This is a genomic window from Streptomyces sp. DG1A-41, from assembly GCF_037055355.1.
Taxonomy (GTDB): Bacteria; Actinomycetota; Actinomycetes; order Streptomycetales; family Streptomycetaceae; genus Streptomyces.
Genome location: NZ_CP146350.1, coordinates 5,960,426 through 5,985,545, shown reverse-complemented (window position 1 = coordinate 5,985,545; position 25,120 = coordinate 5,960,426). Strand labels below are relative to the sequence as shown.

At 71.0% G+C, this 25,120-nt stretch carries 20 protein-coding genes and 1 pseudogene; 10 read left to right on the top strand and 11 right to left on the bottom strand.

The window, feature by feature from the left end; genetic code table 11:
• The first annotated feature begins 16 nt into the window (after positions 1–16).
• Genes V8690_RS28025 through V8690_RS28015 form a run of 3 tightly spaced genes read left to right on the top strand, consistent with a single transcriptional unit; the run spans position 17 to position 3,566 of the window.
• Positions 17–853 carry a hypothetical protein gene (locus tag V8690_RS28025; RefSeq protein WP_338782845.1) on the top strand — a complete coding sequence of 279 codons (837 nt, stop codon included), beginning with the start codon at positions 17–19 and terminating at the stop codon, positions 851–853.
• On the top strand, positions 853–2,793 hold the full coding sequence (locus tag V8690_RS28020) for a fumarate reductase/succinate dehydrogenase flavoprotein subunit (RefSeq protein WP_338782844.1): 1,941 nt from the start codon (positions 853–855) through the stop codon (positions 2,791–2,793). Before V8690_RS28025 ends, V8690_RS28020 begins: the two co-directional genes overlap by 1 nt.
• Positions 2,790–3,566 (top strand): succinate dehydrogenase/fumarate reductase iron-sulfur subunit, encoded by a 777-nt coding sequence (locus tag V8690_RS28015; RefSeq protein WP_338782843.1) that lies wholly within the window; start codon positions 2,790–2,792, stop codon positions 3,564–3,566. Before V8690_RS28020 ends, V8690_RS28015 begins: the two co-directional genes overlap by 4 nt.
• Here the strand turns inward: V8690_RS28015 and V8690_RS28010 are convergent.
• Both V8690_RS28010 and V8690_RS28005 read right to left on the bottom strand, forming a co-directional pair.
• A complete protein-coding gene (locus V8690_RS28010) occupies positions 3,541–4,536 on the bottom strand; it encodes an aminoglycoside phosphotransferase family protein (RefSeq protein WP_338782842.1) in 996 nt (331 codons plus the stop codon). The two genes, V8690_RS28015 and V8690_RS28010, sit on opposite strands and share 26 nt — an antisense overlap.
• Positions 4,533–5,642: a hypothetical protein gene (locus tag V8690_RS28005; RefSeq protein ID WP_338782841.1), complete on the bottom strand. Its 1,110-nt coding sequence runs from the start codon at positions 5,640–5,642 to the stop codon at positions 4,533–4,535. The genes V8690_RS28010 and V8690_RS28005 overlap by 4 nt, the downstream gene beginning before the upstream one ends.
• 326 nt (positions 5,643–5,968) lie before the next feature.
• On the opposite strand from V8690_RS28005, the gene V8690_RS28000 reads away from it, so the two are divergent.
• Entirely contained in the window at positions 5,969–8,899 is a 2,931-nt protein-coding gene (locus V8690_RS28000; protein WP_338782840.1) for a hypothetical protein, read from the top strand.
• A gap of 14 nt (positions 8,900–8,913) precedes the next feature.
• Positions 8,914–9,780 (top strand): immunity 49 family protein, encoded by an 867-nt coding sequence (locus V8690_RS27995; RefSeq protein WP_338782839.1) that lies wholly within the window; start codon positions 8,914–8,916, stop codon positions 9,778–9,780.
• Between the two features lie 33 nt (positions 9,781–9,813).
• On the opposite strand, the gene V8690_RS27990 is transcribed toward V8690_RS27995, so the two are convergent.
• Positions 9,814–10,251, bottom strand: coding sequence for a hypothetical protein (locus V8690_RS27990; protein ID WP_338782838.1), 438 nt, complete (start codon positions 10,249–10,251; stop codon positions 9,814–9,816).
• A 106-nt stretch (positions 10,252–10,357) separates the two neighbouring features.
• On the opposite strand from V8690_RS27990, the gene V8690_RS27985 reads away from it, so the two are divergent.
• Positions 10,358–12,043: an immunity 49 family protein gene (locus tag V8690_RS27985; protein WP_338782837.1), complete on the top strand. Its 1,686-nt coding sequence runs from the start codon at positions 10,358–10,360 to the stop codon at positions 12,041–12,043.
• A 19-nt stretch (positions 12,044–12,062) separates the two neighbouring features.
• Here the strand turns inward: V8690_RS27985 and V8690_RS27980 are convergent, their stop codons facing one another.
• From V8690_RS27980 to V8690_RS27955, 6 genes are all read right to left on the bottom strand, one after another.
• Complete coding sequence (locus V8690_RS27980; protein WP_338782836.1) at positions 12,063–14,699, bottom strand: SpoIIE family protein phosphatase; 2,637 nt, start codon at positions 14,697–14,699, stop codon at positions 12,063–12,065.
• A gap of 252 nt (positions 14,700–14,951) precedes the next feature.
• A complete protein-coding gene (locus V8690_RS27975) occupies positions 14,952–15,359 on the bottom strand; it encodes an ATP-binding protein (protein WP_338782835.1) in 408 nt (135 codons plus the stop codon).
• 159 nt (positions 15,360–15,518) lie between these two features.
• Positions 15,519–15,956, bottom strand: coding sequence for a (deoxy)nucleoside triphosphate pyrophosphohydrolase (locus V8690_RS27970; RefSeq protein ID WP_338782834.1), 438 nt, complete (start codon positions 15,954–15,956; stop codon positions 15,519–15,521).
• Positions 15,957–16,014: 58 nt separating this feature from the next.
• Positions 16,015–16,209, bottom strand: a complete 195-nt coding sequence (locus V8690_RS27965) for an SPOR domain-containing protein (RefSeq protein WP_338782833.1) — start codon at positions 16,207–16,209, stop codon at positions 16,015–16,017.
• 342 nt (positions 16,210–16,551) lie between these two features.
• Positions 16,552–17,304, bottom strand: coding sequence for a GntR family transcriptional regulator (locus V8690_RS27960; protein ID WP_338782832.1), 753 nt, complete (start codon positions 17,302–17,304; stop codon positions 16,552–16,554).
• A 147-nt stretch (positions 17,305–17,451) separates the two neighbouring features.
• Positions 17,452–18,690, bottom strand: coding sequence for a DUF4190 domain-containing protein (locus tag V8690_RS27955; protein ID WP_338782831.1), 1,239 nt, complete (start codon positions 18,688–18,690; stop codon positions 17,452–17,454).
• A 779-nt stretch (positions 18,691–19,469) separates the two neighbouring features.
• On the opposite strand from V8690_RS27955, the gene V8690_RS27950 reads away from it, so the two are divergent.
• On the top strand, positions 19,470–19,658 hold the full coding sequence (locus tag V8690_RS27950; protein WP_338782830.1) for a hypothetical protein: 189 nt from the start codon (positions 19,470–19,472) through the stop codon (positions 19,656–19,658).
• A gap of 25 nt (positions 19,659–19,683) precedes the next feature.
• A complete protein-coding gene (locus V8690_RS27945) occupies positions 19,684–19,977 on the top strand; it encodes a hypothetical protein (protein ID WP_338782829.1) in 294 nt (97 codons plus the stop codon).
• A gap of 19 nt (positions 19,978–19,996) precedes the next feature.
• Here V8690_RS27945 and V8690_RS27940 read toward each other — a convergent pair whose 3' ends face one another.
• Together V8690_RS27940 and V8690_RS27935 are read right to left on the bottom strand one after the other, a co-directional pair.
• Positions 19,997–21,577 (bottom strand): S8 family peptidase, encoded by a 1,581-nt coding sequence (locus V8690_RS27940; RefSeq protein WP_338782828.1) that lies wholly within the window; start codon positions 21,575–21,577, stop codon positions 19,997–19,999.
• Between the two features lie 710 nt (positions 21,578–22,287).
• Positions 22,288–23,118, bottom strand: a complete 831-nt coding sequence (locus V8690_RS27935) for an oxidoreductase (RefSeq protein ID WP_338782827.1) — start codon at positions 23,116–23,118, stop codon at positions 22,288–22,290.
• Between the two features lie 93 nt (positions 23,119–23,211).
• On the opposite strand from V8690_RS27935, the gene V8690_RS27930 reads away from it, so the two are divergent.
• Both V8690_RS27930 and V8690_RS27925 read left to right on the top strand, forming a co-directional pair.
• Positions 23,212–24,117 carry a LysR family transcriptional regulator gene (locus V8690_RS27930; protein ID WP_338782826.1) on the top strand — a complete coding sequence of 302 codons (906 nt, stop codon included), beginning with the start codon at positions 23,212–23,214 and terminating at the stop codon, positions 24,115–24,117.
• Between the two features lie 148 nt (positions 24,118–24,265).
• Positions 24,266–25,032 (top strand): annotated as a pseudogene (locus tag V8690_RS27925) (sulfite exporter TauE/SafE family protein); the annotation flags it as partial.
• Between the last annotated feature and the right edge of the window lie 88 nt (positions 25,033–25,120).

Genomic DNA, 25,120 nt, shown 5'->3' with positions numbered 1-25,120 from the left:
CGACCGGAGTCGTCAAGTGGCCACTGGTACGGAACCTCCCGCCACAGAAGCTCATTCCCGAAGCGGCGGCGTACGGGCGGGCACGCGCGCCGCGATCGACGCCCCGCACCTGCGCACCGACCGCTGGTGGCTGGCCCCGGCCGGCACGGTCGCCGGTCTGCTGGCCTTCATCGTCTACTCGACCTGGCGGGCCTTCGCGAACGCCGACTACTACGCGGCGCCGTACGTCTCGCCCTTCTACTCCCCCTGCCTGGCGGAGAACTGCGAGCCGATGAAGGCCGGCCCGAACTGGGAGATCTTCGGAAGCTGGTGGGGGATCTCCCCCGCGATCATCATCCTGATCTTCCCGCTCGGCTTCCGTCTGACCTGCTACTACTACCGCAAGGCCTACTACCGGGGCTTCTGGGCGTCCCCGCCGGCCTGCGCGGTGGCCGAGCCGCACAAGAAGTACACGGGCGAGACCCGCTTCCCGCTGGTGCTCCAGAACATCCACCGGTACTTCTTCTACGCCGCGCTCCTCGTCGCCGGGATCCTGACCTACGACACCGTGCTCGCCTTCCGCGACGAGAACTACGAGTGGGGCCACATGGGTCTCGGCACACTCGTGTTCCTGGTCAACATCGTGCTGATCTGGGCGTACACGCTGTCCTGCCACTCGTGCCGGCACATCGTCGGCGGCAAGCTCAAGCACTTCTCCAAGCATCCCGTGCGCTATCGGATGTGGCAGTGGGTCGGGAAGCTCAACGCACGGCACATGCTGCTCGCCTGGGCGTCGTTGGTGAGCGTGGCGCTCGCCGACTTCTACGTCTACCTGGTCGCGTCCGGTGCCTTCGACGATCCGAGGTTGTTCTGATGTCCGTGGTCGACCGGCAGGAGTGGGACGTCGTCGTGGTCGGGGCGGGCGGCGCCGGGCTGCGCGCCGCCATCGAGGCCCGCGAGCGAGGCGCCCGTACGGCCGTGATCTGCAAGTCGTTGTTCGGCAAGGCGCACACGGTGATGGCCGAGGGCGGCATCGCGGCGGCGATGGCCAACGCCAACGAGAACGACAACTGGCGGGTCCACTTCCGCGACACCATGCGCGGCGGCAAGTTCCTCAACCAGTGGCGGATGGCCGAGCTGCACGCCCAGGAGGCACCGGACCGGGTGTGGGAGCTGGAGACCTGGGGCGCGCTGTTCGACCGTACGAAGGACGGCCGGATCTCGCAGCGCAACTTCGGCGGCCATGAGTACCCGCGCCTCGCGCACGTCGGCGACCGCACGGGCCTGGAGCTGATCCGCACCCTCCAGCAGAAGATCGTCGCGCTCCAGCAGGAGGACTTCAAGGAGACCGGCGACTACGAGTCCCGGCTGAAGGTCTTCCAGGAGTGCACGGTCACGCGCGTACTCAAGGAGGGCGGGCGCGTCTCCGGCGTCTTCGGCTACGAGCGCGAGTCGGGCCGTTTCTTCGTCCTGGAGGCGCCGGCTGTCGTGATCGCGACGGGCGGCATCGGCAAGTCCTTCAAGGTGACGTCGAACTCGTGGGAGTACACCGGCGACGGCCACGCGCTGGCGCTCCTCGCGGGCGCTCCCCTGCTGAACATGGAGTTCGTGCAGTTCCACCCGACGGGCATGGTCTGGCCGCCGTCGGTGAAGGGCATCCTCGTCACCGAGTCGGTGCGCGGCGACGGCGGGGTGCTGCGCAACTCCGACGGCAAACGGTTCATGTTCGACTACATCCCCGACGTCTTCAAGGACAAGTACGCCGAGACCGAGGACGAGGCCGACCGCTGGTACGACGACCCGGACCGCAACCGGCGTCCCCCCGAGCTGCTCCCCCGCGACGAGGTCGCGCGGGCGATCAACGCCGAGGTGAAGGAGGGCCGCGGGTCACCCCACGGCGGGGTCTTCCTCGACGTGTCGACGCGTATGCCCGCCGAGGTCATCAAGCGGCGGCTGCCGTCGATGTACCACCAGTTCAAGGAGCTGGCCGACGTCGACATCACGGCGGAGGCGATGGAGGTCGGGCCCACCTGCCACTACGTGATGGGCGGTGTCGCCGTCGAGTCCGACACGGCGGCGGCGCGCGGGGTGCCGGGGCTGTTCGCGGCCGGTGAGGTGGCCGGCGGCATGCACGGCTCCAACCGGCTCGGCGGCAACTCGCTCTCCGACCTGCTGGTGTTCGGGCGCCGCGCGGGCTGGCACGCGGCCGAGTACGCGGCGGGGCCGGCCGGGGCGCGGCCCGTCGTGGACGACGTCCAGATCGACTCCGCCGCCGCCGAGGCCCTGCGGCCCTTCTCGGCCGAGGCGGAGATCGAGGAGCCGAAGGGCGGCCCGCCGGAGAACCCGTACACCCTGCACCAGGAACTCCAGCAGACCATGAACGACCTGGTCGGCATCATCCGCCGCGAGACGGAGATGAAGCAGGCCCTGGAGAAGCTCGCCGAGCTGCGGGTCCGGGCGCGCCGGGCCGGAGTCGAGGGGCACCGGCAGTTCAACCCGGGCTGGCACCTCGCCCTGGACCTCAGGAACATGCTGCTGGTCAGCGAGTGCGTGGCGCGGGCCGCGCTGGAGCGCACCGAGTCGCGCGGCGGGCACACCCGCGAGGACCATCCGGGGATGGACCGCAAGTGGCGCCGGATCAACCTGCTGTGCGCGCTCGCCGATCCGACGGGCGGTCTGGCGGCGACGGACCCGGTCCGCGGCCAGATCAACCTCACCCGCGAGACCACCGAACCCGTACGTGCCGACCTGCTCGCCCTCTTCGACAAGGAGGAGCTGGTCAAGTACCTGGCCGAAGAGGAGCTGTACGAGTGAGCAGCTACGAGGCCCGCTTCAAGGTGTGGCGGGGCGATGCGCAGGGCGGCGACCTGGAGGATTTCAAGGTCGAGGTGAACGACGGCGAGGTGGTGCTCGACATCATCCACCGTCTCCAGGCCACCCAGACCCCCGATCTCGCCGTGCGCTGGAACTGCAAGGCGGGCAAGTGCGGTTCGTGTTCCGCCGAGATCAACGGCCGGCCGCGCCTGATGTGCATGACGCGCATGTCGGTGTTCGACCGGGAGGAGACGATCACGGTGACGCCGCTGCGGGCGTTCCCGGTCGTCCGCGACCTGGTCACCGACGTCGGCTTCAACTACACCAAGGCCAGGGAGATCCCGGCCTTCGTGCCGCCTGCGGATCTCGGCCTTGGCGAGTACCGCATGATGCAGGAGGACGTGGACCGCTCGCAGGAGTTCCGCAAGTGCATCGAGTGCTTCCTGTGCCAGGACACCTGCCATGTGGTCCGCGACCACGAGGAGAACAAGCAGGCGTTCGCGGGGCCGCGTTTCCTGATGCGGGTGGCCGAGCTGGACATGCATCCGCTGGACGCGGCGGCGGAATCCGGCCTGGACCGCAAGACCACCGCCCAGGACGAACACGGCCTGGGCTACTGCAACATCACCAAGTGCTGTACGGAGGTCTGCCCGGAGGGCATCAAGATCACGGACAACGCGCTGATCCCTCTGAAGGAACGGGCTATCGACCGCAAGTACGACCCACTGGTGTGGCTCGGCTCGAAGATCAGGAGGCGCTCGTCAGCAGGCTGAGCGCCTGCTGGAGGTTGTGCTCGGCGATCTCCCGCATCCGCTCCGGCTGCGGGAAGTCGCCCTCGATCAGCGTCAGCGGCCCCGAGACCAGGCCGAGGTGCATCGACAGGCGGTAGAGACGCAGGCGGGCCTCATCCAGGCCCGGGGCGCGCAGGGCGTCGTAGTGGGGGCCGAAGCGGAGCCTGAGGAAGACGTGCTCGTGCTCCGCGTCGAAGTACATCAGGCCCTCGATGTCGATGAGCGCCGGGTGCCCGTCGGGCGTGAACAGGACGTGGTCAGGGCCGAGTTCGCCGTGTATGAGGGTGTGGCGGCTCCTGGGGCGGACCTCTGCGGCCAGGGCCTGGAGCGTGTCTTCCAGTTCCCGGCGTGCGGCGGCGGCGCGGGGCTCGCGCCGGGCCGCTTCCGCGATGCAGCGCAGAGCGCCCTCGGTGACGCGCTGTTCGCAGGAGACGCCGTGGGAGGAACCGCCGTTGTCGACGACGGCGACCTTCCCGAAGCGGGGGCCGGTGTGGGCGTGCAGGGTGGCGAGCAGTTCCGCCATCCGGTCCATGAGCCGAGGTGCCTCGCGCGGGTCCCGGGCGAGGGCGTCCTCCAGGCTGCCGCCGGGCATGTCCTCCACGACGGCCGCGTCGGCCGGGAGGTGCGTGTGCGTGGCGTCCGCGTACAGGAGGCGCGGGGTGCGGACGCCGGCGGCGGCCAGCCGGTCGTGGGCCGCCGTGAACAGGCCGAGGCCGGTGCCGTGGGAGAACACGTCCCGGGGGTCGGGATCGGGCTGGTCCCAGTAGTCCTCGTCGGCCGACCACGCGTAGGCGATGACTGTGGAGTCGTCGTCGAGGGTCAGGCGGTAGACGCCCTTCTTGGTGCCGCCCCGCAGGCGTTCCACGGCGGTGAGGCTGCGGGCGGGGCCGAGGGCGGCGCGGGCGAGAGGCGCGAGGTCGGTGCGGGCCAGTTGCCGTCGGATCTTGGTCACCGCACCCAGTCTTCCTTGTACGCCCGCCAGTCCGCCTCGGTCGCGGCGAAGTCGATGTACAGCGCGACGCCGAAGCGGGCCCGGCCGGCGTCCGTGCGGGACAGGCCCAGGCGGACGCCCCGGACGGCGGCGGGCACGGTCTCGGCGTGGTTCCAGTGGCCGAAGCGGTTCTCGTGGAAGAAGGGCAGGCCCATCAGCAGGTCGGTGGAGGGCGGGGTGACCTCCAGGGCGAGCGAGGTCTGCTGGGCCACGTAGCCGCCGTAGGTGCTCTCCAGGGGCTGCATCGTGTCGTACGACATGACGGCGATCTGGTCGACGCGGCGGGCGACGCGGCCGAAGAACTCCTGCGACCACCACTTGGGGTGGCCGGTGACGCGTCCCCACACGGTGTGGAAGGCCGGGAGCGGGTCGATCTGGTGGGCGGCGACGGAGAGGAGGGCGTCCCGGGAGCGGGTCTCGCGGCGCAGGGCGCCGAGGAGGGTGAGGTAGTTGCGGTCGCCGGAGTGGAGGGGCTCCAGGTCGAGATGGATGCCCTTGTAGCCGGTGTCCAGGACCTGGCGGGCGGAGCTGAGGACCGCTGCGCGGGTGTCCGGGTTCTCCAGGCGCATACCGTCGGGGCTCTCGGTCGCGAGGACGTCGCCGAGGAAGGCCTGGACGCGGACGCCGGGGAGTTTCTCGTGTACGGCGTCTACGAACCAACGGGCTTTCGGATAGGCGGACTTGGGGAGTGTGCCGTCGTGTTCCAGCGGGCCGGAGTGCACGTACAGGTCGCGGATGCCGGTGCCTTGCAGTCGGCGGGCCAGGGCGGTGACGTCTGCGTCCTTCTTACGCCCGTCGACCCAGGCGTGGCCGAGCCAGAGGGCGTCGCGGTTTCGGGTGTGGGTGCCGTGGGCGGGGTCGCCGGTGTGGTTGATGTAGAGAGCTGTTTCGGCGGTGAGGAGGGGGAGGAGAAGGGCGAGGAACAGGCACAGGGCGATACGGCGTACCCGGCGGAACCGGCGGGTTCGCCGTACTTGAACCCCGCCGTCCGCGCTGCCGGTGACCCCGTGTTCGTTCCCCTCCGACGCCTCGTCGGGCCTGGGTTCCGCGTGCCCCGTCGTGTGCATGCCTGTCTCCCCCTCCGCACCGCCCCGCCCCACCACCCTCGCCGCCCCGGCACTCCTGATCGCGCAGGGGCGCTGATCGGTCCGCGCGTGACGGGCGTTGCCAGGGATGACGACGGGTGACGTGACTCGGTTGCAGCCGGTGCACGCGTACGGATGCGAGGACGGCCAGTACCGACGAACGCCCCGCTGACCGCCGTTCCCGTGTAGGGATTCCGTAACGGACCTGAGAGCACACCAGCGCCCGTTTATATGATGATCCAACTTGCGATGGCCCAGGGTGAGTTGACCGGGCAGGTCGACAACGGATGTACGGGGGTGGGGGAAGCGTGATCCAGCCGGAGAAGATCCCGCAGTTCACAGGGAATCTGGAGCAGCTGGAGACCGACTACGCGGACCTGAAGAAGGACGCGGGTCATGTCCGGGATGCCGGTGGTGACATCCACTCCAGGTTTCAGGGGTTGTCGGCGTATTACCAGGCTCCGGAGGCGGAGCAGTTGTTCGCCACGACCAAGCCGGTCAAGGAGAAGGCCGACCACTTCGCCACCGGCCTGGAGACGGTGTCGGGCGCGTTGTCGTCGTACGCCACCGAGGTCAAGCCGCTGGTCACGAAGTTGAAGGAGCTGAAGGCCAAGGCGCAGACCTTCGTCGACTCCGTGAAGGACGATGACGAGTGGGAGTACGACGAGGACAAGGTCGACGAGCACAACCGGCTGCGGGATGACATCACCGCGACGGTGGCGGCGTTCTGGGCGGCGGAGCGGACCTGCCACAACAAGATCACCGCTCTGTGGGGCGGGACGCAGATGGTGGCCGGGGACGGTTCGGAGAAGAAGAACCAGTACGGCTTCAACGCGGCGGACATGAAGAACGCCAAGCTTCCCTGGGGTGACCCGGTGGAGGAGAAGCACAAGTGGTACGAGGTCGGCCACTGGGTGAAGTCCTTCGTGTGGGACGGCCTGATCGTCGACGGTGTGTGGGGCACGATCAAGGGCCTGGGCACGCTGGTGGGCTTCGGCGGCTGGGACGCGATGGGGCAGGCGTGGAAGGGCCTGGCACAGCTCGCGACCGGCCTGGTGATCACGGCGATCCCCGGGGCGAGTGCCCTGTTCTGGACGCTGCCGGACGACAAGCTGCCCTCCTGGCTGCGTGATTCGCGTACGGCGATGAAGGAGACCGGCAAGGCGCTGGTGGCGTGGGACGAGTGGGGCAAGAACCCCGCCCGCGCGGCGGGTGCGGTCACCTTCAACGTGCTGACCACGGTCTTCACCGGCGGCGCGGGTGGTGCGGCGGCGGGTGCGGGCAAGGCCGGCGCGGTCGCGAAGGCGCTGTCGGTGGCGGGCAAGGCCGGCCGGGTCATCGACCCGATGACCTACATCGCCAAGGGCGCGGGCGCCGGTTTGTCGAAGATCGGCGACATCACCAAGGCGCTGAAGGGCGTCGGCACCATCGACATCCCCAAGCTGCCGGAGAACGCGGTCACGCTGCCCGAGGGCACGGTCATGCTCCCCGACGGCACGGTGCACCTGCCCGAGGGCGCGGCCCTGCCGGAGGGCGCGACGAAGCTACCCGACGGCAATGTGCGGCTGCCGGAGGATGCCCCTGTCCTGCCCGAGGGCACCACGAAACTGCCCACCGAGGACGGCGCCCCGGCGCGCTACTACGACCCGGACGGCAACCTCCTCGACGAGCACGGCAACGTCCTGCAGAAGTCCGCCGACGGCCCCGGCGACGTCGTCGACCAGTCCGACATGCCCGATACCCCCGGCACACCGGCTTCGGGCGCGGACACCCCACGCGTGGACTCACCCGCCCAGCAACCCGCCCTGGTCGGCGCGGGCACCCACACCGCCGAACAAGCCGGCCAGCACATCCGCCTGGGCGACAGCCTCGACAACAACCTCGGCGATGTCGGCCGGGTGCCGGACAACGGGGTCACTCCAGTGGTCCACGCCGGGGGTGACTTCCCCTCCACGAGTGCGGTGGGCGATCACATGCCGGGCGGCGCGGCAGGCCACACGCCCGGCGGTCACGTGGGCGACCACATGCCCACGAACGAGCTGGACAACGCGCGCCCCGGCGGCGACGGCACTCCCCCCGCAGGCACCGGCCGGCCGGACACACCCTCCACCGCCGGCCACACCGACGGCCCGAGCACCGGCGGCACGCACGGCGACGGGCCGGGCGCCGGTGGCGGCCACCATGAGCCGCCGACGACCGGTGGCGGCCTGCCCGGAGGCGTGGACGACGTGGCCCACGGGGCGGACGACGCTGCCGGTGGGGCGGACGATGTTGCCGGTGGGGCGGCTCACCACGCGGACGAGGCGGCGCAGCACCGCGCGGAGTACGAGGCGGCCCGCGAGAAGCCCGCCGACGAGCGGACACCCCAGGAGAGGGCGGCGATCACCCGCGAGCACGTCCGGCTGGCCAACGAAAACCCGGTCTGGCGCGCGGAGCACTATGACAAGTGGGGGATCGGCAAGCGCAACAGTGCCGAGAAGTTGGTCGACGGCCAGGTCCTGCCGCAGCTCACCGAAAAGCCGGGCGGCGGCTGGATGGCCACGCATGATCTTCCGCACGGGCCGTCGGAAACCAAGTTCGACCCCGTGCATCTCGGCCCGGACACCGCTCCCGCACACAGCCGTCCACACCTCGACGAATCGGCACGCAACCGCAGGCTGTCCGTGGACCTGATGAACGCCGAGCGAGCTTTCGACGACACACCGTCGGCCGCCAACGCGGACGCCCTCGACAAGGCGCAGAAGGCCTACGACGAACACCTGGGAGGCATCCCCAACAACAGCAAGCACTCAGAGGCACTCGGTGAGGCAGCAGCCCGCCACCACGTCATACCGAAGGAATTTCCGGGCGCCGAGCGCATCGAACTCCCGAAGACTCCCAACGGTGCCAACATGTTCGATGACGTGTACAAGCTCAGCGACGACGGTGACTACCTCATCGTCGAGGAGAAGGCTCCGTCGGGCGACCTCGACTGGCGCAAGGGCAAGGCTGACCCGGATCCGCTGGACCCGAACGCTCATGACGGCGGAGCCCACGGCATGAGGGTGAAGCAGGGCACCAGGCCTTACATCCGCACCATCCTGGCAGAGATGACACATCGTGGTGGAAAGGATGCAGAGATCGCTGCAGATCTCCGCGCCGCGCTGCGGGATGGAAAGGTGCAGTACGTTCTGGTGAAGGCGGTTGACAACACCGGTCACTCCTACGCCGGTGCCGTCATCGAGCATTTGAAGATCTAGTCCGAGGAGAGCGAGTGGTCACCCGCATCCCCCGCCATGAGTTCCGCACGGACAACGCGGCCGAACTCATGGCGCCCATTATCAAGAGCACCAAGGACGTACTCGACCACGTCGAGACCTCGGAGGACGATCGGTACGACGCACTGTCGGTCGCGCTCACCCTCGCGAAGTGGCGCTGCCTGACGGATCCGACAGCAGGTGAGTTCCCGGCCTGGGAAGCGTGGGTCACTGCCATGCAGATCGGCTGCGGGCTCTTCGCCGCCGGCACGGCCACCGAGGGCACCGTGCCGTGCCGGGTGGGCAGTACCGGTGAGGTCAAGCACCTCCCCGCCACCGGCCCGCAGGACTACCTCCACGCGGGCAACTGGCTCACCTCCTTCTATCTGGCGGTGATCTGCCGCGAGAACGACCGGGTCAATCAACTGGCACAGGTGCCCGTCTCATTCCTGCGTGAGTCCGGCGCGGAGTTCGACGAGTACATCTACGCCTGGGTGGAAACTCTGCAGAACTTCTGGTTCGGGCGACAGGAGACTTGGGACACGCTGGTCACCGCGATCGACGGCACGGCCCCCGAGGCAGCCACGATCGCCGGCCCGGAGCTCATGCTGAAGATCCTCTATCCGCCGCTCGAGCTCTTCCACCGCTATCTGCGCCGGGAGAACGAGCAGTTCCACGCGGCTCTCGTCGACGCCCTCACCTGGCACAAGGAGTACTGGACCGCGAACGAAGCCCGCTCACTCAGCGGCGAGGGACTGGTCGCTCTCGGCCCGCTCGCCATCGCCTGCATGGCGTACGACGCCGACATGCCCGTTGAAGTCGAGTCCGAGTACATCCCGCGGGCTCTGCTTCGGCGGTCATGGGTGGGCGAGTACGACACCTGACGCAGCCGATGCCGTTCGCTTTCCGGCACTGCCCTACGGCACGTGCCGGGAAGGTTCGGTTCTGGCCGCCCGCAACGGCGTCTTCACCAGCGTTCCCGACCTGTTGACCAGGAGTTCGGGGATGTCGTCCTCGTAGAAGCGCACTTGGCCGATGATTCCCTCGGTCCTGGCGTTGAAGGCGAGCATGTCCGCAAGGGCGACCAGTTCGGGGAGCAGCTCTGCGTGGATTTCCTGCCGGGCCGTCAGGCACCAGTGGTCGGCGCCCTGGAAGAGCTGGCCGGTCAGCAGTCCCCCGATGCGCGTCGCCGGACCCCGGTCCGCGAGCAGGGGGACGAAGTCCGGCCAGTCCGCCTCGCTGCTGCCGTCGTCCGCGCTGTCGCCCTCCACGTGCCGGCGGAGGTGCGCGAGTACGGCCTCCGGCACGGTCGGCGACAGGTCGAGGGCCAGGTCCACGGCGAACACGTCACTCATGAGGGGTGAGTCTAGGATCCGTCGCCCTGGACGAGCCCTGGGGGCGCCAACTGGGCGGGAGGGGCCGCGATTCGGCATCGGGCACCCGGCTCATAGGCTCGAGGGCATGACACCGGACAACGTCGCCGACCCCGAACTGCCGATGCTTTCCGCCGCGCAGGCCACGCACTTGCGCGCACTCGCGGCCCCGCACTACCGGGAAGGCCACCAGTACTCCCTCGACTCCTTGGCACACACGTGCAGCAAGACCCCGGAGGAGCACTGGCCCGACCTCGTCGCCGCACACTTCGGCCGCTTGCGGCAGGCGAGCCAGGGCGATGAGAGCGTGGCGGGACTGCTCCGGGGTGTCCACGCCCGGCTGTTGCCCGTCGAGTCGATCACCCCGGAGCTTTCAGGCGTCCTGCGGTACGCGCGGGTCGTGGCCGACGGACTGGTCTTCGCCTACGCCCTGGACGGGCCCACCAGCGTGCGGATCCTCACCGACCGGGACGTGGAACGCGTAGGGCTTCAGGCTCTCGGGGACGCGGCGCGCGCGAATCTGATGCGCGTGCCCGTGCGGCACGAGGAGGTGGGCGTCGAGGGACAGGCGAGGCTGCATTCCGTCTACGGGGACTCCCCGTTCGTCGCCGGCAAGGCGCTGTTCCTCGCGGAACTGGCCTGGAAGGGCGTCGGCGAGAAGCTCCCGGACGCAGGTGCCCTCGTCGTCGTGCCGACCCGGCACAACCTGGTGTACCACCCGATCACCGACGGTTCCGTGGTGGATGCCGTCAACAGCCTTGCCGCTTATGCGCTGGGTGCTCACGAGGACGGGCCGGGTGCGCTCTCACCACGCGTCTACTGGTGGCACCGCGGCTCCCTGACGTCGCTCACGGTCATCGATCAGGACACGCTCACCTTCTCCGTGCGGCCGCCGTCACATCTCCTGGGCCTGATGAAGGGCCTGGTCCGTCTCGACGGGGCCGGCCGTCTTGCCAGCCGCGCCGCTGCTGCCTCCTGCGACCCCGGTGAACTCACCCGCGCCGCAACGGAGTCGATGGACCGCCTCGTGCAGGAAGGGACCGCCGGACTGGGCGACGCGTTCGCTTCCGCTCTGACACTCGCTCTCGCGCGCTGCGCCACCGACCCCGACGTCGCGCACATCGACACGTGGGACGCGTGGGCCACCGCGACCCGGCTGGGCTCCGCGCTGTTCACCGGCGCGCCGTCGCAGGAGTGCCGCCTGGGCGAGGACCGCGTCTGGCGGCTCCCCGCTCTGCCCGCGGAACCGCCCGCTGACGCCCGCGCCTGGCTCGATGCCCTCTACCTCGCGATCGTGTGCCGTCAGACCGACCGGATCGGGCGGCTGTGCCGGGTGCCGCTGGAGGTGCTGCGCCAGGACGACTCCGTGGACGAGTACGTCCTGCACTGGATCGGCACGCTGCAGGCCTACTTCTCGAACGGCCCGAGCATGGATGACGTCGTCGAGAAGCTCGTGGCCACCATCGAGACGTCGGGGAGGGAGGGCGTGACCCGAGCGCCGCTGGAGTTCGTGAACGGGATCGACTACCAGCCCGCCGCCCTCTTCCACCGGCTCATCGCACGTGACCACGACACCTTCGCCAAGGTGCTCGCCGAAGCTGTCGCGGAGCACGGCAGTTACTGGGGCGCGTCGGCGGCCCCGCGCGCCAGGGTGGCACTCGGGCCGCTCGCGATGGCGAGCCTCGCCTACGACTACGGGTTTCCCGTCGATCTCGCGCAGCCGTATCTGCCCAGGCATCTGCTCAACCGCGAGCGGTTGGAGGAGATTTGCTGACGACGGGTCGCAGACCTGGCTAGAACAGACTCAGCAACGCCTCCGCCGGATCCGGCAGCCCGCTTCCCCCGTCCGGCAGGGGCAGTTCGAACCACACCGTCTTCCCCCGGGGCGTGCGGCGCGAGCCCCACGCGGCGCTGAGGAGGCCGACCAGCTGGAGGCCGCGGCCGCCCTCGTCGGTGTCGCGGGCGCGGCGGCGGCGGGGCTGGACCAGGCCGGAGTCCCAGACCTCGCAGACCAGGGTGCGGTCGAGGAGGAGGCGGAGACGGATCTCGCCCTCGCCGTAGCGCAGGGCGTTGGTGACGAGTTCGCTGACCAGGAGCTCCGTGGTGTCGACCAGGGGTTCCATGTCCCAGCTGAGCAGCTGGGCACGCGCGTACTCGCGGGCCCGGCCCACGCTGCGCGGCTCGCGCGGCAGGGTCCAGTCGCCGACGGACTCGGTGGGCAACCCCTGTACACGTGCCATCAGCAGCGCGATGTCGTCCTCGCCGTGATGGGTGTCGAGGGTGTTGAGGACGTGGTCGCAGACGTCCTCCAGGGGCTGGGCGGGATCGGCGAGGGTGCTGACGAAGGCCTGGAGGCCTTCGTCGAGGGGGTGGTCGCGGCTTTCGACCAGTCCATCCGTGTAGAGCGCGAGCAGGGCGCCTTCGGGCAGTTCGACCTCGACCTCCTCGAAGGGCTCGCCGCCGACGCCGAGGGGCAGGCCCGGGGGCACGTCGAGCATCAGGGCCGGCTCGCCCGGTTCGACCAGGACGGGCGGCAGATGGCCCGCGTTGGCGAAGGTACAGCGCCGGGTGACGGAGTCGTAGACGGCGTAGACACAGGTGGCGAGGTACACCTCGGAGAGGTCCGCCTCGCGGGGGCGGCGGGCCGCCCGGGTCGCCTGCTGGACGCCGCCGGGGGCGCCGAGGCCGCGGGCGATCTCATCCAACTGGGAGAGCACCTCGGCCGGTTCGAGGTCGAGCTGCGCCAGAGTGCGTACGGCGGTGCGGAGTTCGCCCATGGCGACGGCGGCGCGCAGGCCGCGGCCCATGACGTCGCCGACGACCAGCGCGGTGCGGTGCCCAGGGAGTTCTATGACGTCGAACCAGTCGCCGCCGACCTCGCTGGGCCGGCCGGTGTTGGCGTTCCCGGGCAGATAGCGGCAGGCGATGTCGAGGCCGGAGGCCTCCGGGTCGCCGGGCGGGAGCAGGGACCGTTGCAGTATCAACGCGCGTTCGTGCTCGCGCCGGTAGAGGCGGGCATTGTCGATGCAGACGGCGGCGCGCGCGGCGAGTTCGACGGCCAGGTCCCGGTCGCGGTCGCCGAACGGCTCGCTGCCCTTCGTCCGGGCGAACTGCACCAGCCCTACGACGGTGTCGTGGGCGACCATCGGCACGGCGATCGTGGACTGCACGAGCCCGCCGTCCTCGCCGGGGACGGTCTGCGGGCGGGCCGTGCGCAGGGCGTCCGCGCAGGGCGAGTTGAACGGGTAGTGGTGGACGGCGCCGACCGAGACGGGCACGCCGGTGCCGGCGAAGGGCTCGTCGGAGACGGCACTGGCGAAGGCCACCCGGCGCAGCTCGCCACTGCCGTCGGCGAGCCCGGGCGGGGTCTCGTCGCCGACCAGCAGGCCCTGGTACAGGTCGACGGTGGCCAGGTCGCAGAAGCCGGGCACGACGACGTCGAGGAGCTGCCGGGCCGTGGTCTCCAGGTCGAGGGAGTTGCCGATGCGGGCGCCGGCCTCGTTCAGCAGGGCGAGGTTGCGGCGGGCGGCGGCGGCCTCGCGGGCGGCGGCGCGGCGCGAGGTGATGTCCGTGCCGAGCCAGGCGATGCCGATCGGCCGGCCCGAACCGCTGTGCACGCGATAGAGGTTGACGGACCAGTGGCGGCGCTCGTCGGAGCCCGGCACGAAGCCGGTGACGTGCATGTCCGTGATGGAGTTGCCGGTCTCCAGCACGCGGCGCAGCGTGGCGGCGACCCGCTCGGCCTCGCCGCGCTGGAGGTAGTCGTGGACGCCCTTGCCGCGGTGGTCGTCGGGCGTGCCGCCGAAGATGGACGCGAACCGGTGGTTGGCGCGGCGGACCCGCAGGTCGGAGTCGATCAGCAGGAAACCGAACGGGGATTGACTGAAAATGGCCTGCGAGGCGGCGAGGTCGGTCTCGATGCTGCGCAGCGTGCGGACGTCGACGACGATGCAGACGGCGGCCTTCTCGCCGTCCTCGGTGCGCGTCGGCATGACGTACACCTCGGCGAGCCCTTCGTGCCCGCACTCCCCCTCGACGCCCTTCGGCATCCGGAAGGGCACCACGCCGGTCCATTCGCGCCCGTCGAGGATCTCCGCCATCTTGCGCATGCCCCGCTCGCGCAGGCTCGGGTCGATGAACGTCTCGATGGGGTCCATGCCGACGGCGCGTTCGGCGGGGATGCCGAACAGGTGCTCGGCGCGCAGGCTCCACTGGTCGACGAGCCCGTCGGGGCCGATGGAGAAGGACGCGACCTTGATGTAGTCGTAAATGGATCCCGGGGGACTGCTCTGCCACATGGCGTCCCCGGGCTGCACCCCGTCGACCGCGAGCGCACCTCCGACCGCGGACGCCAAGCCGTCCGCGGCCCTCGCCCTCGCGCCCGCCGACGGGTCCTCGGACTCCGTGGCCTTCGCTGGTATCTCGCTCACGCGAACCGTCCCCTCCAGCTCACCGCGCCCGGCACCGGTCACCGGGGGCGGCTGCCCACAGTATCCAGCACTACGGTGCCGCACAACACGGTGTTCACGATCACAGCACGGTCCCGATGGTTTTCGGTCCGGACCGTGAGAACACTTCCAGTCTTCTAACCAGGGGACACGTCGTCGAATCCCGTCCGTCGGCAACCGCCACTGGCCTGAACCATTCGCTCGACAGGGGCGGGGCGGACGTACACCGATTTTTCACTCCGGAACCGCGAGTTCGAACCACACGGTCTTGCCCACTCCGCCGGGCCGGGTGCCCCAGCGGCGGCAGGAGGAGGCCACCAGTTGGAGCCCTCGGCCGCTCTCGTCCTCGGGCCTGGCGGTGCGTTCGCGGGGCGGGTCCGGGAGCGGGTCGGAGACCTCCACCAGGAGGACGCCGTTCAGTTCGGAGGGGCGGACCAGACGGACGCCGATGGGGCCCGTGGCATGCCGCAGGGCGTTGGTGACCAACTCGCTGACCAACAACGCCGTGAGGTCGGCGAGGCTGTCGAGGCCCCAGCCGCGGAGGTGGCCGCGCACGGCCTGGCGGGCGGTGCGCACGGCGCCCGGCTCGGCGGGGAATGTCCACTCGGCGCGGTCACCTTCGGTGTCGATCACGCCGATCACTTCCCCGACAGCGGCCCACCTATGTCCCGTTTCGTAGGATTAATGGGCACATACCCGATATCAGGGGCGGAGTACCGCGTGGGGCGGCCCACTGTGGCACGAAAGGCGTACAGGGCGCCCGTACGACCGCCTTCGGGCCTCGCACGCCGCCGGTTGGCCTCAGGCGCCGGGCGCTTCTCCCGTACCGGGGCCGCCGAGGGGTCCCAGGTGCGCCAGTGTCCGCCGTACCGCGGGCACGTCCTGGTCGGCCCAGTCCACGCCCCAGATCTCGTCGGGGCCGAGCCAGCGCAGTTCGTCGTGGTCCTGAAGGGGCTTGGGGGCGGCGGAGCCGGGTCGCAGTCGCGCGGTCCACACATGCAGGACGTACGGCGACTTCAGCGGCCACTCCCCCGGGACGCGCCCGCCGGCCTCGGCGTCGACGCCGAGTTCCTCGCGCAGCTCCCGTACGAGCGCCGCGTCGGCCGTCTCCCCCGGCTCGACCTTGCCGCCGGGCAGCTCCCAGCGCCCGGCCAGCTCGGCGGGCGCGCTGCGCCGGGCGGCCAGCAGCCGCCCGTCGTCGACCAGCGCGGCACCTACGACGACGATCCGCTCACTCATGCAGGGAGCCTACGGGAGCGCGGCCGGGCCCCGTCCCGGAGCGCGGGCACACCCGTGGTCAGTCGTGCGCCCCGCCCGGCCCGTTCTGACCGAGCCGCTCGACCCAGTACAGCTGCTCGTGGCCGCGGCCGTCGAGGCTGTCCGCGATCTTCTGGGCCTCGGCCCGGGTCGCGTACCGGCCCACCCGGTAGCGGTTGCCGTTGTCGTCCTCCCGTATCACGAGCCAGGGAAGAGTGATCGTGCTGTCGTTCATCGCGCCCCTCCACTTCCCACCCGCGGCCTGTGCCGTGCCCCACCCGATAAGGAAACCGCAATGCGCATATGCCCGAGCCTACGCCTAACCTTCACGCAGCGAATACGGCTTTTCACAAAGAGGTACGCAACCAGCCAGAACGCAGGGGGCGCACGACAGCGAACGCGCCGTCATCGCACCTCGACGCACCCGATCGAAGGCATACCGCAGACGCCGCCGCCGACCTGGGAGAACCGACGACCGGACAGGGGACACGGACGACCCCGGCCGAGAACGGCTCTCGCGGTGGCCGTGTGAGCGGGGCGCGCGGGGGGCGCGCCGCGGGACGGAAGTGAGCGTTCGCTACTTGACCGGAAGGTGGTAGGCGACCCGGTACCGATCGGCCGGGATGACCACGTCGGCCGTCTCGACCGGGCGGCCGGAGGCGTAGAACGTGCGCTGGATGACCAGGACCACATGCCCGGGGACGCCCCCGAGGACGAGCAGTTCCTCCGCGAGCCCGGGGCGGGCGCCCACTTCCTCGGTGACGTTGTCCACGATCACGTCGATCGCGCGCATGCGCTCGACGACGCCCATGCCGCCGAGCGGCCCCTCCTCCGGCAGCATCACCGGCGTACGGCCGGTGACGGCGAGCGGCTCCCAGGACGTGGAGAGCATCATCGCCTCGCCGCCCTCGCGGAAGAGGTACCTCGTGCACATCACGCGCTCGCCCGGCTCGATGTCCAGCCGCTCGGCGACCGCGACACTGGCCTCGGTCTGCTCGCTGCTGGACTCCCATGTGCCGCGCCCCTCGCCGTCGGCCTGCTCCTGGCTAAACGGCGTGGCCCCGCCGGTCGGGCGGTATCCGGAGCGGGCGATGCGCCGGGGTACGGGCCGCTCGCGCACATACGTCCCCGAGCCGGAGCGGCCCTCGACCAGCCCCTCGGCCATGAGCACCTTGCGGGCCTCCAGGGCGACGGTGTCCGAGACGCCGTACTCCTGGCGGATTCTGGCTTGGGAGGGGAGACGGGTGTGCGGTGGCAGCTGACCGTCGACGATCTTCTTGCGGAGATCACCCGCGACGCGCAGGTACGCCGGCTGCTCACCGAATGTCACTGGCCGCTCCCATCAGCTTGTACAGACAGCAACAGCGTCGCAACCGTAGGTTGTGCCAGGCAAGCAAAGGCCAGAGAATCACTCGATGTGATGACATGGGGGCCCCGAAGGCTTTACGCAGGCATTTTCTCCCCGCTATAGCCGCCGTCACACCTCGGCTTCGGAGTCCCCGCCCTCGGTCTCGCCCGGGGAGGGCGGCGTCGTCGCGAGTCCGAGGGCCTTGCGCGCGGTGACGGTCGCCGGGCCGTCGACGTACTCGTAGGCCTTGTCGTAGTGCGTGTAGTACGTGTCCGGGTCGCCGGCCGCGCTCGCCTTGGACCACTGCTCGCGGGCGTCTTCCATGTCCCTCACCAGGTCGGCGACGGGCTGCTGGGCGGTGGACTGCCAGAAGTGCCCGCGCAGTGCCTCGACCTGCTCGCCGAGCACGTCGTCCATCTGCTTGGCCCAAGCCCGGTGGCCGGTGAGGTCGTCCTCGGGGGTCTCCTCGGGCTCCTCGTACAGCGCCGCGTCGACGGCCTCGGCCGTGGACAGGAAGACGACCTGGTCGGCGTCGAGCGTGGTGGGGTCGCCGCGCAGGGAGCCGGTCAGCTTCGTCTTCGCGTCGGTGTTGCCGAAGACGCAGGTGATCGCGCGGTCGCCGTATCGCCAGCTCTCCCTCGACGGCATGAGGTAGTACACGTCGACGTCGGCCGGCATCGCCCAGGAGTCCATGGCGTATTGGTCCTGGAGCTCGTAGCACCGCTCGTCGGCGATCTCGGTGACCTCGGCGTCGCCCGGGAAGGCGCCGCCCGGCAGCGTCACGACCGCGAACACCTCGCCGTCGTGCCCGCCTCGGCAGGACACCGGGTCGACGTCGTAGGTATCGCCCTCCAGCCCGCCGGGCGCGTCGAAGCAGTCACCCTTCTTCAGCGACAGACTCTCGTTGCCCTGCGCGCCGTCCTTGAACCCCTCCCAGGCCTCCGACGCCACACCCGTGGACAGCGTCACCGCCCACAGCACGATCCCGACGGACGACAGCACGGCCCCGGCGATCGCCAGCCCCCGGCCGCTCTGGCCGTTCCGCCTGATCTGCCGCAAGGCGATCAGCCCCAGCACGAGCCCCGCGGCGGGCAGGAAGCAGAGCAGGCCGAGCACGAGCGCGGTGACGGCGAGCGCGTTGACGGAGACCGGCGCGCCGTACGGGCGGCCGGTGGGGCCGTAGTGGGCGTACGGGCCGTTCGGGCCGTTCGGGCCGTTCGGGCCGTTCGGGCCGTTCGGGCCGTTCGGGCCGTTCGGGCCGTTCGGGCCGTTCGGGCCGTAACCCTGGGCTCCCTGGGGCCGGTTCGCAGGCGGCGGGCCGTACGGGTCCTGGGGCTGCTGGTTCCCAGGGGACGGGGGTGTCGACACGGGTACGGTGCTCCTGGCTGAGGCGGTGGGAGAGAGTGGCCGTGCGAACCGACGTACGGCTGGCCGCATCGTAAGCGGCGGGCTCACCGGTGCGGAATGCAGACGATCGATCCGTCGGTACGGGCGGCGAACCGACTCACGGCACGCTGGGCGTCGGGGATCGGCGACGGCACGGTGTTCTCGGCCACCGGGGTGTGAACGCCGCCCGGCCCTCCTCGCGGACTGGCGCGGTGCGTGAGGAACTGGCGGAGGCGCTGGGGGTGCCGGCGGACCGGGGCGGGCGCGGCAGGGCGGGAGTTGCTCGCGGTGCTTCCGGAGGTGGACGGTCTGGAAACCGCGCTGGGGGCTGTGGACCGCGCGGACCGTGGAACTGCGCGAGGAGTGGGCGGCCGGCTTGCCCGCGGAGGCGCACGGTGTGCTGACGGGGGATCCTGCGGCCGACCGGCGGGCCCTGGACGCGTGGGCCGCGCGGCGGGCGGGCGGGACGATCGAGCGCGTGCCGGCGGCGCTACGGCCGGACACGTCCCTGGTGCTGGCCACGGCACTGGTGCTGCGGACGGACTGGGAGGTGCCGTTCGAGGGCCACTTCGGCGGCTGGCTGGGCCGCTACGGCCGGGCTGGGCTCGTGCGGGAGGTTCCTGACATCGACAGCGTCACGGTGGCCCGGACCGGCTCGGGGGCCGTCACGCGGGTGGTCGTGCGCGGGGACAGGGGAGTCGACGTCCACCTGCTGCTGGGCACGGAGCGGATGAGGCCGGGAGAAGTGCTGGCCGGCGGGCATGCTCGACGCGATACCAGGCAGCCGCCTCCCGGAGGGTGCGGCCGGTCCGGGACTGTCCGTCCACAAGCGGCGCACCCACACCGCCGAGCCGCCGTCCCTGACACTGTTCGCCGTGGAGTTCACCCTGCGGGCGGAGCACGATCTGTTGGCGTCACACGCGCTCTTCGGCCTGACCACGGTCCCGTGACACCCCGGGCCCTCCCTTCCCAGGAGTGAGCCCCGCGCCGCTCGTCCTGCGCTCCGCGCTGCAGGCCGTGACAGCCACGTTCAGCGCGGAGGGCTTCAAGGCGGCCGCGGGAACCACGATGAGTGCGGTCCACCGGGGCCGGTCGCCGGAGGAGCCGCCGTACGAGACGGTCCGGGCGATGGCTGTCTTCGACCGCCCCTTCGGCTTTCTCGCCGTCCACTGCGAGACGAGCCTCGTCCTCGCGGCGGGCTGGGTCACCGACCCGAAGCCCTTCCCGGAGGACGAGGACGCCTACGTACTGGACACGTCAGGAGACTGACGGGCGGTCACGAAATGGGTCAGAACTGGAGCGCCCAGGCGTCGATCCGCCCGGTGTCGAGGCGGGCGTTGTCGCTCACGCGCAGTTTCCACGTGCCGTTGGCAGCCTTGGCGGAGGCGTTCACGGAGTACGTGGTGTCGATGTTGTCCGCACTGCCGCCGGTGCCGTACGACTTCAGCGTGTACGCCGTGCCGTCGGGGGCGATCAGCTGGACCTGGAGGTCGCCGATGTAGGTGTGGACGATGTGGACCTCGACGGCCAGGGCCGAGGGCGCGTTGCCGGAGACGCCGGAGACGGTCACCGGGGACTCGGCGGTGGCGTTGTCGGCGATGGGCTGGTCGGCGGTGTTCTCGAAGCGCGGGCCGGGCGGGGTGGTCGTACCGCCGCCGACGTTCAGGAGCCGGTTGGGTGATCCGCTGCCGGGGCTGGTGACGACGCCGGTGGTGGCGGCGGCCGTCAGCGCGGTGGAGACCTGCGCGGGCGTGGCCGTGGGGTTGTCGGCCAGGTGCAGGGCAGCGGCTCCGGCGACGTGCGGGCTGGCCATCGACGTACCGGAGATGGTGTTGGTCGCCGAGTCGCTCGTGCTCCAGGCCGAGGTGATGGACGAGCCGGGCGCGAACAGGTCCAGGACCGAACCGTAGTTGGAGTAGCTCGCCCTCGCGTCGCTCGACGTCGTGGCGCCGACCGTGACGGCCTCGGTGACACGTGCCGGGGACCGGGTGGAGGCGTTGGTGGACTCGTTGCCGGCCGCGACCACGAACGTGACGCCGGAGGTGATGGCGTTGCGTACGGCGGTGTCGATGGCCGTGTCGGCCGGACCGCCGAGGGACATGTTGGCGACGGCCGGCTTGACGGCGTTCCGCGCGACCCAGTCGATGCCCGCGACGACCTGGGCGGTGGTGCCCTGGCCGGAGTTGTTCAGCACGCGGACGCCGACGACCTTGGCCTTCTTGGCGACGCCGTAGGCGCCGCCGGCGACCGTGCCGGCGACGTGCGTGCCGTGGCCGTGGCCGTCCTGGGCGGTGTTGTCGTTGTCGACGGCGTCGTAGCCGTAGGAGGCCCGGCCGCCGAAGTCGCCGTGCGTGATGCGGACGCCGGTGTCGATGACGTACGCCGTGACGCCCTCACCCGCCTTGTCCGGGTAGGTGTACGAGCTGTTCAGCGGGAGGTTCTTCTGGTCGATGCGGTCCAGGCCCCAGGACGGCGGGCTGGGCTGGGTCCCGGTGATGGCGAACGTCCTGTTCTGGACGACTGAGGCGACGGCCGGGTCGGCGGCGAGACGTTTCGCCTCGGTCTCGGAGGCCTCGACCTCGTAGCCGTTCAGAGCCTTGGTGTACGTCCGCTCGATGTCGGCGCCGTACTCGTGCGCCAGGGCACGGCCCTCGGCGGAACCGGCCTTCCGCGTCTTCAGGGTCACGATGTAGCTGTCGGCCACGGCGTTCACCGCGCCCTCGTACTGGATGCGCCCCTCGGACGCGGCCGGGGCCGCGCCGGCGGGGAGGGTGGAGACGAGGCTCGCGACGAGCGCCGCGGTGGCCGTCGCGCCGAGCGCGGCCAGTCTTCGCCGGGTGGGTCTGTGGGGAGTACGCATCACTGCCATCTGAGGGGTCCTCCTCAATCGGTGGTGCGCTGTGGGGTGTGGTGCACGCCCGTCGGCCGCCCGAAGGTCATGGTCATGTCAATCAACGAGCGACATCTGCGCGTCAGCGAAAGATTGAGGCCTCCACAGGAATTGCACAAGGGCCCTGCACGGCGGAGTCCTGCCGCCACCACCACAGCAGCGCGTCGACGGCGCCGGAGCCCAGCGCGGCGGCCGCGCCGCTCACGGGTTGGACATGACGGCACGGCCGAGGCGACGCCATTCACGGGTGCGGGTGGGACCGTCTTCGCCCTCCACAGCGCTGTCGATCCGCTGCGGAGGGCGGGGTGGGAAGAGGCCGCGGACCATCTCGCGCGGTACGGGTGGGAGCCGGGCGGGGACATCACGGAACCGTGGGAGTAGGGCCTGCCTTTGAAGGGTCGATGCCGGGGGCGCGCCACGGCGTGCACGGGACGGTCTGCTGTCTCGCATGGCGGCGGGTACGCGACGGGGGTTGCCGGTGTTTCGCGCGCGGGCACGCAAGTCGGCCAGGTCCCTCGCTGCGTACACCGCAACCGACCAACCGCCTCGGCTCGCGGCGTGTACGCAGCAACGGCAGTCGCCTGCCCGGGCGGTACGCACGCAACGGTCAGCCGCCTCGACTCGCCTCGCGGCACGCAGTTGCGCGTACGCAACACTCAGCCGTCTCCCGCCGCGGCCGGGGCCGGCGGTCAGTCGTCGAACGCCGTGGCGCGCGTCTGCTTCTCCCAGGCCACGACCTCCTCGCGGACCTGGTCGAGGTGGCCGAGAACCGTGGTGACGCTGTCCTCTCCGAGCGGCAGCCGCAGCGGGGTCCGCTCCGCGTTCAGCGCGGCCAGGATGACGGCCGCCGCCTTCGCCGGGTCGCCGGGCTGGGCGCCGTCTCCGCCGGCGACGAAGCCGCGAGTCTGGCGCACCTTGGCGTACACCCCGCTGTCCGCGCTGACGCCCGCCCTGTTGGTGTCGAAGAGCGCCGTGCGGAACGCTCCCGGTTCGACGATCAGCACCTTGATGCCGAACTCCTGGACCTCGTCCGCGAGCGCCTCGGACATGCCCTCCAGGGCGAACTTCGTTCCGCTGTACGCCGAGAAGCCCGCGAAGGAGCCCTGCCCGCCCACGCTGCTCATCTGCACGATGGCGCCCGAGCGCCGGTCCCGCATGTAGGGCAGCACGGCCCGCACGAGGGCGGCCGGGCCGAAGACATGCACCTCGAACAGCGCCCGCAACTCCTCGTCGGTGGTCTCCTCCAAGGCACCGACATGCGTCCGGCCCGCGTTGTTGACCAGGACGTCGATCCGCCCGTGCCGCGCCACGACGTCCCGTACGGCGGCCTCGGCGGCGCCCGTGTCGGCGACGTCCAGGCGCAGTGCCTCCACCCGGTCGGGGTGGGCGGCGACCAGGTCGTCCAGCGCCTCGGGGCGCCGGGCCGCGCCGACCACGACGTCGCCCGCGGCGAGGGCCACCTCGGCGATCGCCCGCCCGAAACCGCTGCTCGCGCCGGTGATCAGCCACACCTTGTTCATGCCCGCTCCTCGTCTCCCGCCCTGACGTTGCGTGAACCACCCTTTCCCGTCGGGCAGTTGTTCGTCCAAGACATTTGGTGATAACCGATGGTTATGACGATGGACGTTCATGTGCGGGACCTCCGCTACTTCCTGACGGTGGCCGAGGAACTGCACTTCACCCGCGCCGCCGAGCGCCTGTACGTGTCGCAGCCCGCGCTGAGCAAGCAGGTCCGGACGCTGGAGCGGCAGTTGGGCATCGAGCTGTTCCGGCGCGACCGGCACGGAGTGGCCCTCACCGACGCCGGTAGGGCCCTGCTGCCGTACGCCCGGCAGGTGCTGGCGGACTGGGCGGAGGGGGCGGCCGCGGTGGAGGCGGCCCGGGCGGCGCAGCGCAGCACGCTGGTAGTGGGCATGAGCACCAGCCCGGTCCGCGGCGGCCTGCTGCCCGCGATCCGCTCCCGCTTCACGGCGGCGCACCCGGAGGCCGTCATCCGGCTGCGGCAGGTCAACTGGGAGGACCCGACCGCGGGCCTCGCCGACGGCGCCGCGGACGTGGCCTTCGTCTGGCTGCCCCTGCCCGGCCAGGAGCGTTACGACTGGACGGTCGTAGCCGAGGAACCGCTCATGGTCGCCGTCCCGGACACCCACCCCCTCGCCGACCGCACCGAGGTCGACTTCACGGACCTGCTCGACGAGCCGTTCCTCGCGCTGCCCGAGAGCACGGGCCCGCTGCGCGACTACTGGCTGGCCCTGGACGCCCGCGACGGCCGCCCTCCCCGGGTCGGCGCCGAGATCGCGAGCACGGAGGAGACGTACGAGGCCCTGACCGCCGGTCTCGGCGTGTGCCTCGTGGCCACGGGCAACGTCCCCCTGCTCACCCTGGGCGGCGTGACCGCCCGCCCGGTACGCGGACTCACGCCCAGCCGCTGTGTCCTGGCCTGGCGCCGGGAGGACGGGCGACGTCCGCTGGTACGGGAGTACGCGGAGGCCTGCCGCCGGGTCACGGGACGAAAGTAGCCGATCTGCTCAGGCGCCGGCCCGGACGCCGTTCACCGGTGACGGTCACGCCGGCCGCCCGTGAACACCTCGTTGCACGCCACCCCGTACCCCTCCGGGCCGCTGATACCGACCGGGTGTTCGAAGGGTCAGGGGAAGCGGGGCGACGGTGGACCGGACCGTGTGCGGAGGGCCGGCCGCCGGGCTGGTGATCGCGACCGTGACCGCCCCGGTCGGAGTGTCCGGCGCGGTGTCCCTGCTCCGGTCCAGCTGAGCGTCTTCGGCGTGCCCCACCCGGAGGTCACCCCGACCAACCTGCTGTACAACGTGGTGGCCGGACCCGTAGCCCTGTGGCGCTACCGACCCGACGGCGACCTGCGCGGCGACCTCGCCCGGCGCCTGGTGCCGGGCGCTGCCCGGCGTCGTCCCCGGCGCCACCGTCCGGTCTCCGCCCTCCCCGGCCCGGACGTCTTCCGGCTCCTGGCAGCCGCCCTGCTGCCGCTCGGCCTGTGGTTGTTCCTGCGCGCCCTCGCCCCGGCACGCCGCCGCCCGTCGCCCGCAGGCGAGTTGGCCCCGCGCACGCTGACCGGCCTCGCGCTGGCGGTCGGTGTGGTCGGGGCATCTACGGCATCGGCGGCGGCTCTCGGCCCGATCCTCGTCGGACGGCGACTGCCCGTCGCCCGCGTCGCCCCGGCCGCGCTCGCCGCCACGTTCACCACGTCGCTCGTCGGCGCCACCGCCTATGCGCTGCTGTCCCTCACGAGCTCCGCAGACGTCGCCCCAGACTGGTGGCTCGGCCTCGGCTGCGGCGTGGGCGGCCTCATAGGCGGCTGCCTCGGCGCCCGCCTCCAGCCCCGCCTGCCCGGCCGGGCCCTACGCCTCCTGCTCGGCACCCTGGCCACGGCCGTCGGCGCTCTGTACGCGGCTCAGACTCTGAACCGAGCCCGGCACCGTGGCGTGAGGGACCACTGGATGATGCACGAGGGCGAAGAACACGGTCGGTTTCCGGCCATGGCCCGCCGTG

Coding starts and splice junctions, on each gene's coding strand:
- V8690_RS27970 (WP_338782834.1), bottom strand. CDS start 15,956: ATGAGTGAGCGGATCGTCGTCGTAGGTGCCGCGCTGGTCGACGACGGG.
- V8690_RS27940 (WP_338782828.1), bottom strand. CDS start 21,577: ATGGCAGTGATGCGTACTCCCCACAGACCCACCCGGCGAAGACTGGCC.
- V8690_RS27990 (WP_338782838.1), bottom strand. CDS start 10,251: ATGAGTGACGTGTTCGCCGTGGACCTGGCCCTCGACCTGTCGCCGACC.
- V8690_RS28020 (WP_338782844.1), top strand. CDS start 853: ATGTCCGTGGTCGACCGGCAGGAGTGGGACGTCGTCGTGGTCGGGGCG.
- V8690_RS27985 (WP_338782837.1), top strand. CDS start 10,358: ATGACACCGGACAACGTCGCCGACCCCGAACTGCCGATGCTTTCCGCC.
- V8690_RS28005 (WP_338782841.1), bottom strand. CDS start 5,642: ATGCACACGACGGGGCACGCGGAACCCAGGCCCGACGAGGCGTCGGAG.
- V8690_RS27950 (WP_338782830.1), top strand. CDS start 19,470: ATGCTCGACGCGATACCAGGCAGCCGCCTCCCGGAGGGTGCGGCCGGT.
- V8690_RS27935 (WP_338782827.1), bottom strand. CDS start 23,118: ATGAACAAGGTGTGGCTGATCACCGGCGCGAGCAGCGGTTTCGGGCGG.
- V8690_RS27965 (WP_338782833.1), bottom strand. CDS start 16,209: ATGAACGACAGCACGATCACTCTTCCCTGGCTCGTGATACGGGAGGAC.
- V8690_RS27930 (WP_338782826.1), top strand. CDS start 23,212: ATGACGATGGACGTTCATGTGCGGGACCTCCGCTACTTCCTGACGGTG.